Source organism: Hymenobacter caeli, assembly GCF_013294115.1.
In the GTDB taxonomy this organism is placed as follows: Bacteria; Bacteroidota; Bacteroidia; order Cytophagales; family Hymenobacteraceae; genus Hymenobacter; species Hymenobacter caeli.
Window position 1 is genome coordinate 1 of record NZ_JABSNP010000012.1, and the last position, 13499, is coordinate 13499.

Genomic DNA, 13499 nt, shown 5'->3' on the forward strand with positions numbered 1-13499 from the left:
GGCCACCCGGTACGATAAGCTGGATGCGCATTTTCTGGCTTTTATTCACCTGGCCGCAACCGTCCTCTGGCTGCGTGACTGTTAACACTTCCTAGCTTGCTCACCCTGCTGCACCTGGCCTTCTTTCGCTACTACCCGGCCCAGCCGGCCAACCTCTATTTCGCCCTTTTTACCCTGGGGTCGGGGTTGCAAAATCTGGGCATTTTGGGTCAGAAAGCAATGGCCTTTTCGACCCCGGTACCTGGGCTGCTCCTGCAGTTCGTCACGGATTTCCTATTAACGGGCGCTTACTTGTGGGCTGTGCGGGCCCTTTATGCCTTGTTCGGCTTCCGGCCCGGCTGGCTGTATAAAGGGCTATGGCTGGGCTTTGGGGTGATGGTAGCCCTTAAACTGTACGGCAGTGAAACGGTTGCTTACGCTTTTATAAGCGTATTCCTTGCCGCCATTGTCGAGCTGCTGCACCTAACCGGGCGTGCCCTGCGGCAACGCCAACGCGGGGCCTGGATTATCGGTGCCGGGTTTGCCGTTACCCTCCTACTCATCGTGGGCATGTTGGTAATCATCGCGGTAGGTACCCTGCTGAAAGCTCCGAATTCATCACTGGCAGCGGGGGATGTACTTTCTGTGTTATTACCCCTGGTGCTTTATCTGTCCCCGGCGCTGGGCATCTCGTTGTTTCTGGCTCGCGAGTTCGCCCTTGATGCCGTGCTGCTGCAAGTCAAGCTGGGCGAAGTCGAGCGCCTCTCGGCCCAGACCCTGGCCCAGGAGCAGGACAAGCAGGCCCTGCTGGCCAACCAAAACGAGACCCTGGAGCAGCAGGTAGCCCAGCGCACCCAGGAGCTGCAAGGCTCGCTCACCCGCCTGCAAGCCACCCAGGCCCAGCTCGTCCAGGCCGAGAAGATGGCCGGCCTGGGCGAGCTGACGGCCGGCATCGCCCACGAGATTCAGAACCCGCTCAACTTCGTCAACAACTTCGCCGAAGTCAGCGCCGAGCTGGTGGGCGAGCTGGCAGAAGAGCAGCAGCGCCCGGCCCGCGACCCGGCCCTGGAAGCCGAGCTACTGGGCGACCTCAAGCAGAACCTGGGCAAAATCAGCCACCACGGCCAGCGGGCGGCCAGCATCGTGCGCGGGATGCTCGAGCACAGCCGCGCTAGCACGGGCGAGCGGACCCCCTCCGACCTCAACGCCCTCTGCGACGAGTACCTACGCCTGGCCTACCACGGCCTGCGGGCCAAAGACAAAGCCTTCAACGCGGCGCTCAGCACCGACTTCGCGCCGGACCTGCCAGCAGTAAACGTGGTGGGCCCCGACATCGGCCGCGTGCTGCTCAACCTGCTCACCAACGCCTTTTACGCCGTGCGCCAGCGCCAGCGGGCCGGCGAGGCCGGCTACGCGCCCCGCGTCGGCGTCAGCACGCGGCGGGTCGGCGGGCAGGTCGAAATCCGGGTGGCCGACAACGGCACGGGGATGCCGGCGGCGGTGCAGGCCAAGATATTTCAGCCCTTTTTCACCACCAAGCCCACCGGCGAGGGCACCGGCCTGGGCCTCTCGCTCAGCCACGACATCATCGCCCAGGGCCACGGCGGCACGCTCGGCGTGGAGAGCCGCGAGGGCGAGGGCACCGAATTCGTGATTTTTCTTCCCATTTAAGCCCAGTTCAATCTAACACCCATCCTATCTTTGAGCAGATGAAAATCCTGGTAGTGGACGACGAGCCCGACGTGCGCGTTTTGTTTGAGCAGCGCTTCCGGCGGGAGATTCGCCAAGGCGAATTCACGTTCTCCTTTGCCTATTCGGGCGAAGAAGCCCTGGCGTACCTGCACGGGCACGCCTCGGAGGTGGTGCTCATCCTTTCCGACATCAACATGCCGGGCATGAGCGGCTTCGAGCTGCTGCGGCGCGTGAAGCAGGAATACGGGGCCCCGCCGCCGCCCGCCCCGCCCCTGGTGATGATGGTGACGGCCTACGGCGACACGGAAAGCTACAACCAGGCCATGCAGCTCGGGGCCGACGATTTCCTGACCAAGCCGGTGGACTTCGCCGCCCTCAAAGAAAAACTGATTTCCCTGGAAAAGCAATAGACTTATTATGAGCTTTAAACCACAGATTTATAATAATTTAGAACGTCATGCTGAGCGCAGCCGAAGCATCTCTACCGCGGCAGTAATCAATAAATAGTTAGCGGGAGAGATGCTTCGGCTGCGCTCAGCATGACGTTCATCAGGTGACGTTCAATCCAGCATGACATTTAATTGTGATAAATAGCTCATTTAAAAACACTAGCGACCCTGATGAGCACAAAAATACTGGTGGTGGACGACGAGGCCGACCTGGAGCTGCTCATCAAGCAGAAGTTTCGGCGCAAAATCCGGGAGGGGGCCTACGAGTTCCTCTTCGCCGGCAACGGCGAGGAGGCCCTGGCCTGCGTGGCCGCGCACCCCGACACCGACATCATCCTCTCCGACATCAACATGCCCGTGATGGACGGGCTGACGCTACTATCGCGCCTGCACGACCTCAACTCGGTCATTAAGACGGTCATCGTGTCGGCCTACGGCGACATGGGCAACATCCGCACCGCCATGAACCGGGGGGCCTTCGACTTCGTGTGCAAGCCCGTCGATTTCGGCGACCTGGAGCTGACCATCGAGAAAACCATCGGGCAGGTGCAGCAGCTGCACGAAACGCTGCGGGCCATCCAGGAAAACAACATCCTGAAGATGTACGTGGACGAGACGGTCATCAACTTCATGGCCCGCCCCGGCTTCGCCGACCAGCTGCTGGCCAGCGAAACCATCGAGGCCACGGTCGTTTTCATCGACATCTGCGGCTTCACGGCCCTGTCCGAACAGCTGCCGGCCGCAGCCCTGGTGCAGCTGCTCAACACCTACTTCGACCAGATTGTCAAGGAAATCATTGCCCAGGGCGGCTACGTCGATAAGTTCATGGGCGACGCCGTGATGGCCGTGTTCCGGGGCGAATACCACCTGGACCGGGCCATCGACGCGGCCCTCTCGGTGCGCACCATGCTGCACGCCGTCCCCGACGTGGTACTGAAGGACACCCGCTACCACCCGGAGGTGTCCATCGGCATCAACACCGGCGAGATGGTGTCGGGCAACATCGGCTCGTCCTCGCTCAAGCGCCTGGACTACACCGTCATCGGCGACGCCGTGAACATGAGCCAGCGCCTGCAATCAGTGGCGCAGGCCAGCCAGATTGTCGTCACCGAAATCATCTACGAGCAGGTAAAGGAGAGCTTTCAGTGCCGGGCCATCGGCGAGTTGAAGCTCAAAAACAAGGCGCACCCGGTGATGACCTACGAGGTGGTAGCGTAAGCCGCCGGGCCCGCCGCGGCCCCGGGCCCGGCCGCCGTCAGTCGGGCCGCAGGGCCTCGTTCTGGCGGCGCAGGCGCTGGCACAGCACCCGCACGATGTTGCGCAGCACCTCGCCGCGCTCCTCCATCACGTCGTAAAAGTCTTCCTGGTCGAGCCGGAAGGCCGTCACCGCATCCTGCGCCACCGCCGACGCCGAACGGGGCTCGGCATCGAGCAGGGCCAGCTCGCCAAAAAAGTCGCCGTTGCCGAAGGTGGCCAGCCGCTGCGGGCCGTTGAAGATGCCGACCTGGCCCTCGTGGATGATGAAGAGCGAGGCCCCCAGCTCGCCCTTGGCAAAAATCTGCTCGCCGGCGGCAAAGCTCACTTCGTGCATGATGGGCACGATGCTGCTGAGCACGTTTTCGGCCGTTTCGGCGAACAGCGCCGTGTGTTGCAGCACCCGCACCCGCTCGGCGGCGCTGATGGACGAAGTAGTGGCGGCGTGGCTCATGAGCAGCTGGTCGAGGGTTTGGTGGGCGGCATCTACGAGCCGGTACAGGGCCGGCTGCTGCGCGGCGAGCCGCGCCAGGAGGGCAAAAGCGCTTTCGCGCACCAGCGGGCTGGGGCTGCGCAGGTGCGGGGCCAGCGCCGCCACCGAGCCGGCCGTGGGCTGCCACTGCTCCAGGGCCACCCGCACGGTCCAGTCGGCAAAGGCGGTTTCGCCGCGCGTCACGATGGTTTCGACGATGGGGGCGGGGGCCAGCAGCGGCCCCAGCAGGCGGTCGAAAGTGCGCTCTTTTTCGGCGGGCGGGTCTGGCGCGAGCAGGGCTTGCAGGCCCAGGTAGGTGGGCCGGGCAATGCTGTTGTCGAGGATTTCGAGGGCGTTGGCCTGGCGCTCGCGGGCGGCGTGGGCCACCCCGCGCTGCGCGTCGGCAATGAGCCGGGGCGCGTGCAGCTGGCCCAGCAGGCCGAACACCCGCTGCCGGGCCCGGGCCAGCTCGTAGTCGAGGCAGCCGGCCAGGGCGGGGCCGGCCGTGGCCTGGCCGTGCAGCAGCAGCTGGGCCAGGCGCAGCTCTTCGCCCACCAGGGCCTGAAACAGGGGGCCGTCCTGGGGGCCCGCGTCGGCGTGGCGCAGCGCCCGCAGGGCCGCCTCGCGCCGGAACAGGTGGGGCTGCCCGGCCAGGGCCACCAGCAGCTGGCGGCTGGCGGCCGTGCGCAGGCGGCCGCACACCTGCGCCACCCGCCGCACCCGGGCCGGGTCGGGCTCGGCGCTGAGCACGTCGGCCAGCGCGGGCAGGACGGCGTCGCCCAGGCGCAGCAGGTGCTGCGCGGCAGCGGCCCGGCCCGCCTTGCGCCCCAGCTCCAGCACCAAGTGGCGAATCTCGTCGGGGCTGGCGGTAGCGGGGAGGGCCAGGGCGTGGCCGGGGTCGGCGGGGTCGGCGGCCGCCGGGGCTTCGTCTTCGCCCGGCGCGAAGCGCTGGCTCAAGGCGTGCCCCAGCTCGGCCACGTACTGGCGGTAGGTGCGCCCCAGCAGCAGCAGCACGCCGAGCATCAGCAGGCCCATCCACGCGAACGGGGCCCAGGGGTGGTGGCCCCCCGGCAGGGCGGGCAGCACGAACAGCAATCCGCCGCCCAGGGCCAGGCCCAGCGGCTCGTAGAGGCCCTTGGCTAAGGTGTGCGCCTGCAGGCGCTCGGGCGGCGAGAGGGGCTGGAAAAGCAGCAGAAACACGGGGTCAAACACGGCCCGGCGCAGCACTTCCAGCCCCAAATACAGCCCGCAGAAATAGCGCAGCGCCGTGCTCTCGTTGGTCAGGTCGAGGCCGGCGTACAGGACCAGCCCGCCCAGCAGGGCCACCGGCAGTGCCAGCAGCACCCGGCGCACGCCCAGCGCGTCGAGGGCGCGCTGCGAGAGCAGCAGCTTGAAAACCAGGGCCAACAGGTAGGTGCACACGAGCACGGTGCCCACGTAGCGCATGATGGCCGCCTCGTCGTGGAAGCGGTGCTTGACGTTCACAAAAAACAGGTACTCGATGCCCGTCGTCACGGCCGCCAGGCCCAGCAGGCTCAGGCACAGCGTCGGCACCAGCCGGCTCTCGCCCAGCCAGCGGCGCAGCCCCGGGGCCACCGCCTGCGCCCGGGCCCGCCGCGGGGCCGGGGCCGCGGCCACCGCGTGCGCCCGCAGCGTGGCCCGCAGGGCCAGCAGCGCCCCCAGGTAGGCCCCGAAGGCCGTGCCCAGCAGCCACGGCAGGTCGGCGTGGCCGTGGATGGCAATGGCCAGCACGGCCCCCAGCGTCTTGGCCGGCATGTCGCCCGCGCTGATGACGCCGAACAGCCGCTTGCTCTGCCGCACGTCGAACACCACCGCCGCCACGCCCCAAAACTCCAGGCTGGTGAGCAGGTAGATGACCCGGTAGCCCGCCATCACGGCCACGGCCGAGGCCACCGAGTGGCCCGTGGCCACCAGCACGCCCAGCACGCCCGCCAGCACCACCGCCGCCAGCAGCACCCGCACCGCCAGCTTTTGCAGGGGCCAGTGGTGCTCGAAGCGCCCGTAGAGCTGGCCCGCCGCCAGCATGGCCAGGGCCGCCGCGCCGTAGGCCAGCGGCAGGTTGCGCTCGGGGTTGTTTTCGAGCAGCAGCACGTTGGCCGCCACGTACACCAGCACGGCCCCAACGCCCAGCAGGCAGTTGTGCAGGAAAAACAGCCACACCGTGCGCCCCTCCCCGGTCCGCACGCCCAGCAGCTGTTTTCCGCGCTCGGTTATCGTCATGGCCCGCAAGTTAGCGCAGGGCCGTTCTTTCAAATCCCAATTTCTGCCGGCATGAGGCAAAGAAATACAGCGGTGTTCCGGCCAGGGCCCGGCCGGGTGCGGGGCCGCCTTACCGTGGGGCCGCCTTGCCGTGGGGTCCGGCCGGCGCTTTTGCTTCGCGCCTATAGCACGCCCCGCCACACCAGGTACTCGGCGGGCCAGTCGAGGGCCGGGGCCTCCGCCCGGCCGGGCCACAGGCCGTACAGGGCCGAGCCCGAGCCCGACAAGCTGGCGTAGGCGGCCCCGGCGGCGTAGAGCTGGGCTTTGATGGCGGCCAGGCCCGGGTAGGCCGGGGCCAGGGCCGTTTCGAAGTCGTTGGCCACGGTGCCGCGCCAGGTTTCGATGGGCCCCGCCAGGGCCGCCCGCAGCGGGTGGGCCGGGGCCCGCGGCGCCACCCGGGCGTAGGCCTCGGCCGTGCCGATGTGCAGGCCCGGGTACACCACGGCGCAGGCGGTGCCGGCCAGGGGCAAGTCAATGGCCTCGAATTCGTCGCCCTTGCCCCCGGCCAGCACGGGCCGGTTTTGGATGAAAAAGGCGCAGTCGGCCCCCAGACGGCGGGCGTAGCCTTCCAGCGCTTCCGTCGATAAGCCCAGCCCGAACAGCTCGTTGGCCGCCTTCAGCGCAAACGCCGCGTCGGCGGAGCCGCCGCCCAGGCCCGCCCCGATGGGCACCACCTTGTGCAGGTGCAGCTGCACGGGCGGCAGCCGCGGGAAATCGGCTTGCAGCAGCGCATAGGCCCGCAGGCACAGGTTGGTTTCCGGGGCCCCGGGAATGGGCCGGCCGGTGAGGACAATGCCGGTGGGCTGGCCGGGCGCGGCAGGCAGCAGCTCCAGCGCGTCGGTCCACGGCAGCGGCACAAACACCGTCTCGAGCGTGTGGAAGCCGTCGGGGCGGCGGGCGGTGACGTAGAGGCCCAGGTTGAGCTTGGCGTTGGGGAAGGTGAGCACGGGGCGTGGGAAACGGGGTTGGCGGGAAGGACGGGCGCTGGGGCGGGCGGCACCGTATTTTTGGCCATGCCCGCGGCCGCCCAAAATTCAGCATTCCCCGCCCAAAGTTTCTACGCGCGCCGCGGCAAGCGCTGGCTCGACGTGGCCGGGGCCCTGGCCCTGCTGGGCCCGGCCCTGCCCCTGGCGGCGCTGGGGGCCCTGCTGGCCGCCGCCCAAAACCGGGGCTCCTGGCTGTTCCGGCAGGCGCGGCCTGGGTGGCACGGGCGGCTGTTTACCCTCTACAAGCTGCAAACCATGACCAACGCCCGCGACGCCCGCGGCCGGCTGCTGCCCGATGCTCAGCGCCTGCCGCCGCTGGGCCGCTGGCTGCGCCGCACCTCGCTCGACGAGTTGCCCCAGCTCTGGAACGTGCTGCGCGGCGACCTGAGCCTGGTGGGGCCCCGGCCGCTGCTGCCCCAGTACCTGCCGCTGTACTCGCCGGCCCAGGCCCGGCGGCACCTGGTGCGCCCCGGCCTCACGGGCTGGGCCCAGGTGCACGGACGCAACGCCATTTCGTGGGAAGAGAAATTTGCCCTCGACGGGTGGTACGTGGAGCACCTCTCGCTGGCCCTGGACCTGAAAATTCTGTGGCGCACGGCCGGGCGGGTGCTGCGCGGGACCGGCGTGGCAGCCCCCGACCAGGCCACGGCCGAGGCCTTCCGGGGCCCGGCGTAGGGCCCGGGCGCGGAAGCAGCGCGAACTTTGCCGCCCGTGCCCACTTTCGCCCAGCCCGCCGCATGACCCAGCTTTTCTTTTCGGACTACCACGCGGAGGAGGGCACCGGCCGGCCGCTCGTCATTTTTGGGGCCGGCGGGCTGGGGCGCGAAGTGCTGGACCTGGTGCGGCAGCTGAACGCGGCCGGCGCGGGCTGGGACGTACGCGGCTTCTACGACGACGCGGCCCCCGCCGCGCCCACCGTGGCGGGCCTCCCCTACCTGGGCACCAGCGCCGCCCTCAACGCCACCGCCGAGCCGCTGGCCGTGGCCGTGGCCGTGGGCAGCAGCGCCGGCCGGGCCGCCGTGGCGGGCCGCCTCACGTCGGGGCAGCTGGCCTTTCCGGCGCTGGTGCACCCGGGCGTGGTGCTGGGCCCCGCCCAGCGCATTGCCGTGGGCGCGGGCTGCGTCATCCAGCAGGGCTGCATCCTCACGTGCGACATCACCCTGGGCCGCTTCGTGCTGCTGAACCTGGGCTGCACCGTGGGCCACGACGCCGCGCTCGGCGACTTCTGCTCGCTGATGCCCCGCGTCAACGTGGGCGGCGCGGCCCGGCTGGCCCCCGGCGTGTACCTTGGCACCGGGGCCACCGTCATCCAGGGCATCAGCGTGGGCGAGGACACCACCGTAGGAGCCGGGGCCGTGGTGGTGCGCGACCTGCCCGCCCGCGTCACGGCCGTGGGCGTGCCGGCCCGGGTAATTAAACAATTGACAGTGAGCAGTTAGTAATGAGCAATTACTGATTCCCAGTCACTACCTTTTTGCTCATTGCTCATTGTTAATTATTAAGGGGCTTAGGAAGCAAAATTCAGAAATTGGGGCGTAACTTCTTGTTATGCAACCCGCTAACCGCTATTATAAGTGCAGCAAACTTTCGGAGGTCAAATTTCGCTACTTGCTGCGGCTCTTTGCCCTGGATTTGACGGCCTCGGATGCGGCCCGCCTCACGGGCCTGAGCACGCGTGCCGTCAACGCGCTCTACCTGCGGCTGCGCCACCGATTCCTGGTCTGGAACCCGGTGCCGGCCGAGCTGGCTGGGGCCATCGAACTCGACGAAAGTTACTTCGGCCCGCGGCGGGTGCGCGGCAAACGGGGCCGGGGCGCGAGCGGCAAAACCATTGTCTTTGGCCTGTTCAAACGCGGCGGGCAGGTGTACACGGAAATCGTCCCCGATTGCTCGAAAAAGACGCTGCAAGCCATTATTCGCGGCAAAATCAACGTCTCGGCCATGGTCAACACCGACGGCTGGCGCGGCTACGACGGGTTGGTGGACGTGGGCTTCGACCGCCACTTCCGCGTCCGCCACGGCCGGGACGAATTTGTTCAGGGGGCCTCGCACATCAACGGCATCGAGTCCTTCTGGAGCTTCGCCAAAGCCCGCCTTCAACAGTTCAAAGGCGTGCCCAAACACACCTTTTTGCTCCACCTGAAAGAGTCCGAATTTCGCTTCAATCATCGCTACGAAAACCTCTATAAATTGCTCCTTAAATTACTTCGTCAACAACCCCTCTGAACCAGTTTGCTTCCCAAGCCCCTTATTAATTACCGTTAGTGCGTAGCCAAGACCACGACCGCCTGTACCTGTCGCCGCCCCACCTCGGCCGCCACGAGCTGAACTACGTGCACAAGGCCATCGAAGACAACTGGGTGGCCCCGGTGGGCCCCAACCTGGATGGCTTCGAGGCCGACATCTGCGCGGCGGTGGGGATACCGTTTTGCGTGGCCCTGAACTCGGGCACGGCGGCCCTGCACCTGGGGCTGCTGCTGCTGGGCGTGGGCCCCGGCGACGAAGTGCTGTGCCCGTCGTTCACGTTCGTGGCCACGGCCAGCGCCGTGCGCTACTGCGGGGCCGCGCCGGTATTCGTTGACAGCGAATACGACACCTGGAACATCTGCCCCCAGCGCCTGCGCGAGGCCATCGAGGACCGGCTCCGGCGCGGCAAAAAGCCCAAGGCGCTGCTGCTGGTGCATTTGTACGGCATGCCGGCCAAGGTGCCCGAAGTACTGGCTCTGGCGGCGGAATTTGACATCCCGGTGCTGGAGGACGCGGCCGAGGCCCTGGGCAGCTGCTGGGAGGGCCAGCCGCTGGGCAGCTTCGGGCGGGTGGGCGTGTTCTCGTTCAACGGCAACAAAATCCTGACCACCAGCGGCGGCGGGGCCCTCGTGGCCCACGACCGGGCCCTGGCCGAGCGGGCCCGCTTCCTGGCCACCCAGGCCAAGGACGACGCCCCCCACTACCAGCACGCGGAGGTGGGCTACAACTACCGGCTGAGCAACATCCTGGCCGGCATCGGGCGCGGCCAGATGGAGCTGCTGGCCGACCGGGTGAAGCGCCGCCGCGAAATTTTTGCCTGGTACCGCGAGCACCTGGCCGCCCTGCCCGGCCTGGCCGTGGGCCCCGCCGAGCCCCCCGGGGCCCGGGCCAACCGCTGGCTCACCACCGTGCTCCTCGCCCCGCCCGCCCCGGACGCCGCCCCCGCCCCGCCCCCCGAAGCCCTGCGCCGGGCCCTCGAAGCCCACAACATCGAAAGCCGGCCCCTGTGGAAGCCCATGCACTTGCAGCCGCTCTTCGCCGACGCGCCGATGTACGGCGGCGCGGTGTGCACCGACTTGTTTGCCCGGGGACTGTGCCTGCCCAGCGGCACCGCCATGACGGAGGCCGACCTGCGCCGCGTGGCCGGGGCCCTGCGGGAGGCCTTCGGCTAAGGGCCCGCGGCGCGTTTGGAACCATTATTGCCTGGGAGCGGGGCCCGCAGACTACCGCCAGCTGCCATTTGCCGTTAAAGGCCCAGCTCTTTTCGTTTCCTCATGAAAAACCTTCGCTTTCTCGCCGCGCTGCTGTTCGTGCTACCCGTGGCCGCCAAGGCCCAAACCAAGCCGGCCACCACCCAGCAGGTAACTGAAGTAACCGAAGACCTGGACCCGGCCACGGGCAAGGTCGTGCGCCGCACTACCCGCACCACCACCGTGCCGGCGGGCACGGCCTTGCCCACCAGAACGACCGCGGCCGACGCGCCCGCAACCCGGGCCAGCGACGCCCAGGTATCGGACTTCTTCCGGGAAAAAACCACCGTGGGAACCCTCACCGCCCCCGCGCTGCTCGACGCCTACGCCCGCTTCATCGAGAAAGTACGCGCCGACCGCCGCACCTGGAACGCGGCCAACTGGTCGGCGGCCGCGGCCGTGCTCAGCAGCCTCAACGGCCGCTACGAACAGGTGCGGGCCAACTTCGTGCTCGACGACAAGGTGACCATCCGTTCGCAGCAGGCCGAGTTCCAGACCCTGCGCACCGCCCGCCAGCTTTCCGACCAAGTGTCGGACAAACTGTAGGCGGGCCCCGGGCCTGAACACCGGGCCGGGCCGCCGGGTTGTGGCCCTTCACCGTCCGCGCCCTTCATGCCCGTTTCCAAACCGACTGTCCTCATCACCGGTGCCACCGGCCAGATCGGGGGCGACACCCTGCGCCGCCTCCGCGCCGACGATTCCATTACGCCCGTGGCCGCGGTGCGCTCGGCCGCAAAGGCGCAGGTGTTTCACGACCAGGGCGTGCGCACCGTTATTCTCGATTTCGATAAGGAAGAAACCCTGGGCCCCGCTCTGCACGGCATCGACCGGGCCCTGTTGGTGACCGGCTATACCGTGGACATGCTGCGCCAGAGCAAGGCATTTCTCGACCAAGCCCAGCGGGCGGGCGTGCAGCACCTGGTGCATCTGGGGGCCTGTGGGCGCGACGACGCCACCGTGGCCCACTGGGCCTGGCACCAGCTCGTGGAGCGCTACATCGAGTGGCGCGGCTTTTCCTTCACGCACCTGCGCCCCGAAACCTTTATGCAGAACCTGCTGAGCTACGGCGGCACCCAGGTGGTGCGCCAGGGTCTCATCCAACAGTACGTGGGCGATGCGCGCCTGAGCTGGGTTGATGCCGAAGACGTGGCCCAGGTGGCCGTGCAGGCCCTGCTGCACCCCGAGCGCCACGCCGGCCAAACCTACCGCCTGGGCTACGAGGCCAAATCGTACGCCGAAATCGCCGCTACCATGGCCGAAGTGCTGGGCAAGCCCTTCCGCTACGAAGCCCAGGCCCCCGAGATTTTCCGCGAAAACATGCGCGCCGCCGGGGCCGACATGGCCTACATGGATTGCGTGTACGACCACTACAAGCGCTACGCCGCCCACACCATCCCCGGGGCCGACGACACGTTCGACAACTTCCCCGTCCTCACCGGCCAGCAGCCCACTCGGTGGGCCCATTTCGTGCAAAAGCACCGGGCCTCATTTGATTATTAGTGCAGCGTACTGGAAATGAAAGCGGCGTTGGCCCGCTTGCCTAATGAATTCGGCAGGCGGGCCAACGCCGCTGTTGCTTTGCCGTAAGATTTAGTTGTACGGCCGGGGTCTTACCCCAGCGCCTGGGTCAGGTCGGCCAGCAGTTCTTCTACTTCTTCGATGCCCACGCTTAGGCGCACCAGGCCCGGAGTAATGCCCAGGGCCCGGCGGCGCTCGTCGGGAATGTTGCGGTGCGAGGTGGCCAGCGGGTACGAGCACGACGAATCGACGCCGGCCAGCGACGGGGCCAGCGGAAACCGCTGACACTTTTGAATAAACGCATCGACGGCCGCGGCCGTGTCGTCGGCCAGCCGGAACGAGAGCATGCCGCCGAACAGGCCGCCCAGCAGCTGGGCCGCGGCCAGGGCGTGGCCGGGGTCGGCGGGCAGGCCGGGGTAGAACACCTGCCCCACGGCCGGGTGCGCGGCCAGCAGCCGGGCCACGGCCAGGGCGTTTTCCGAGTGCTGGCGCATGCGCAGGCGCAGGGTTTTGGTGCCGCGCAGGGTCAGCCAGCTTTCCAGCGGGGCCAGGGTGAGGCCGAGGCTGCCGCCCACCTGGCGCAGGCGCAGGGCCACGGCCGGGTCGCGGGCCAGCACGAGGCCGGCCGTCACGTCGGAGTGCCCGCCGAGGTACTTGGTGGCCGAGTGCCACACCAAATCGGCCCCCCAGCTGAACGGCTGGCTGATGACGGGCGAGGCGAACGTGTTGTCAATCAGCAGCAGTACGCCCTGCGCCTGGCAGGCGGCGGCCAGCCGGGGCCCGTCGAGCACGGTGAGCAAGGGGTTGCTGAGGGTTTCGGCCAGTACCAGCCTGGTGGTGGGCCGGGCATGAGCGGCAAGGTTGTAGAGGTCGGCCAGGGGCACGTAGCTCGTTTCAATGCCCAGGCGACTTAACTCGTTGGATAGCAGCACCACCGAGCCGCCGTACAGCTCGGCGGGGCACAGCACGTGGTCGCCGGCCCGGCAGGTGGCCAGCACGGCGGCCAGCAGCCCGGCCAGGCCCGCGCCGGTGGCCACGCCGGCCATTGCGCCCCCGGCCACGCCCTCAAGCTGGGCCACGGCGGCCACCAGCTCCTCGGTGTTGGGGTGCTCGGAGCGCGAGTAGCCGTAGCGGCCGCCGCGGCCGGGGGCGGTGTAGTACTCTTCCAGCTCGGCCAGGGAAGAAAATTTGAAGACCGAGGTTTGGTAGATGGGGGTGACTTTGGGGTGGATGTTGGTCAGGTTCATGGCGGGGGACGGCGGCGGCGGGCCGGCAAGTGCCAAAGTAACGCCCGAATGCCCGGCTCACCACTGCGCCGGTGGGCCCCCGACGGCGTTTCAGCTGTACTTCGGCCCGGCCCGGGACGGCCGCG

General features: G+C 68.0%; 12 protein-coding genes. 9 read left to right on the top strand and 3 right to left on the bottom strand.

Annotated elements, in window-relative coordinates; translation table 11 throughout:
• The first annotated feature begins 639 nt into the window (after positions 1-639).
• From HNP98_RS13145 to HNP98_RS13155, 3 genes are all read left to right on the top strand, one after another.
• Positions 640-1650, top strand: coding sequence for a sensor histidine kinase (locus tag HNP98_RS13145; protein ID WP_317171105.1), 1011 nt, complete (start codon positions 640-642; stop codon positions 1648-1650).
• Positions 1651-1688: 38 nt separating this feature from the next.
• Positions 1689-2081, top strand: a complete 393-nt coding sequence (locus tag HNP98_RS13150) for a response regulator (protein ID WP_173810541.1) — start codon at positions 1689-1691, stop codon at positions 2079-2081.
• A gap of 210 nt (positions 2082-2291) precedes the next feature.
• Complete coding sequence (locus HNP98_RS13155) at positions 2292-3338, top strand: adenylate/guanylate cyclase domain-containing protein (RefSeq protein ID WP_173810542.1); 1047 nt, start codon at positions 2292-2294, stop codon at positions 3336-3338.
• Positions 3339-3375: 37 nt separating this feature from the next.
• Here the strand turns inward: HNP98_RS13155 and HNP98_RS13160 are convergent, their stop codons facing one another.
• Positions 3376-6087, bottom strand: a complete 2712-nt coding sequence (locus HNP98_RS13160) for a cyclic nucleotide-binding domain-containing protein (protein WP_173810543.1) — start codon at positions 6085-6087, stop codon at positions 3376-3378.
• Positions 6088-6248: 161 nt separating this feature from the next.
• The gene (gene ispE, locus HNP98_RS13165) at positions 6249-7073 is read right to left on the bottom strand and encodes a 4-(cytidine 5'-diphospho)-2-C-methyl-D-erythritol kinase (protein WP_173810544.1); all 825 of its coding nucleotides are present in this window, start codon (positions 7071-7073) and stop codon (positions 6249-6251) included.
• Between the two features lie 66 nt (positions 7074-7139).
• On the opposite strand from ispE, the gene HNP98_RS13170 reads away from it, so the two are divergent.
• The 6 genes from HNP98_RS13170 (at position 7140) to HNP98_RS13195 (ending at position 12109) form a co-directional block, all read left to right on the top strand.
• Positions 7140-7787, top strand: coding sequence for a sugar transferase (locus tag HNP98_RS13170; protein ID WP_173810545.1), 648 nt, complete (start codon positions 7140-7142; stop codon positions 7785-7787).
• A 62-nt stretch (positions 7788-7849) separates the two neighbouring features.
• Positions 7850-8551 (top strand): acetyltransferase, encoded by a 702-nt coding sequence (locus HNP98_RS13175; RefSeq protein WP_173810546.1) that lies wholly within the window; start codon positions 7850-7852, stop codon positions 8549-8551.
• 109 nt (positions 8552-8660) lie between these two features.
• Entirely contained in the window at positions 8661-9338 is a 678-nt protein-coding gene (locus HNP98_RS13180; RefSeq protein ID WP_173810547.1) for an IS1595 family transposase, read from the top strand.
• Between the two features lie 38 nt (positions 9339-9376).
• Entirely contained in the window at positions 9377-10531 is a 1155-nt protein-coding gene (locus HNP98_RS13185; RefSeq protein ID WP_173810548.1) for a DegT/DnrJ/EryC1/StrS family aminotransferase, read from the top strand.
• A gap of 102 nt (positions 10532-10633) precedes the next feature.
• Positions 10634-11155, top strand: a complete 522-nt coding sequence (locus HNP98_RS13190) for a hypothetical protein (RefSeq protein ID WP_173810549.1) — start codon at positions 10634-10636, stop codon at positions 11153-11155.
• A 66-nt stretch (positions 11156-11221) separates the two neighbouring features.
• Positions 11222-12109, top strand: coding sequence for an SDR family oxidoreductase (locus tag HNP98_RS13195; RefSeq protein ID WP_173810550.1), 888 nt, complete (start codon positions 11222-11224; stop codon positions 12107-12109).
• 110 nt (positions 12110-12219) lie between these two features.
• Here HNP98_RS13195 and HNP98_RS13200 read toward each other — a convergent pair whose 3' ends face one another.
• Positions 12220-13374, bottom strand: coding sequence for a trans-sulfuration enzyme family protein (locus HNP98_RS13200; protein ID WP_173810551.1), 1155 nt, complete (start codon positions 13372-13374; stop codon positions 12220-12222).
• Positions 13375-13499: the final 125 nt, after the last annotated feature.

What these genes read in the sequence shown, in the direction of transcription:
- HNP98_RS13150 (WP_173810541.1), top strand. Translation starts at nt 1,689, where the DNA reads ATGAAAATCCTGGTAGTGGACGACGAGCCCGACGTGCGCGTTTTGTTT.
- HNP98_RS13155 (WP_173810542.1), top strand. Translation starts at nt 2,292, where the DNA reads ATGAGCACAAAAATACTGGTGGTGGACGACGAGGCCGACCTGGAGCTG.
- HNP98_RS13160 (WP_173810543.1), bottom strand. Translation starts at nt 6,087, where the DNA reads ATGACGATAACCGAGCGCGGAAAACAGCTGCTGGGCGTGCGGACCGGG.
- HNP98_RS13170 (WP_173810545.1), top strand. Translation starts at nt 7,140, where the DNA reads ATGCCCGCGGCCGCCCAAAATTCAGCATTCCCCGCCCAAAGTTTCTAC.
- HNP98_RS13175 (WP_173810546.1), top strand. Translation starts at nt 7,850, where the DNA reads ATGACCCAGCTTTTCTTTTCGGACTACCACGCGGAGGAGGGCACCGGC.
- HNP98_RS13180 (WP_173810547.1), top strand. Translation starts at nt 8,661, where the DNA reads ATGCAACCCGCTAACCGCTATTATAAGTGCAGCAAACTTTCGGAGGTC.
- HNP98_RS13190 (WP_173810549.1), top strand. Translation starts at nt 10,634, where the DNA reads ATGAAAAACCTTCGCTTTCTCGCCGCGCTGCTGTTCGTGCTACCCGTG.
- HNP98_RS13195 (WP_173810550.1), top strand. Translation starts at nt 11,222, where the DNA reads ATGCCCGTTTCCAAACCGACTGTCCTCATCACCGGTGCCACCGGCCAG.
- HNP98_RS13200 (WP_173810551.1), bottom strand. Translation starts at nt 13,374, where the DNA reads ATGAACCTGACCAACATCCACCCCAAAGTCACCCCCATCTACCAAACC.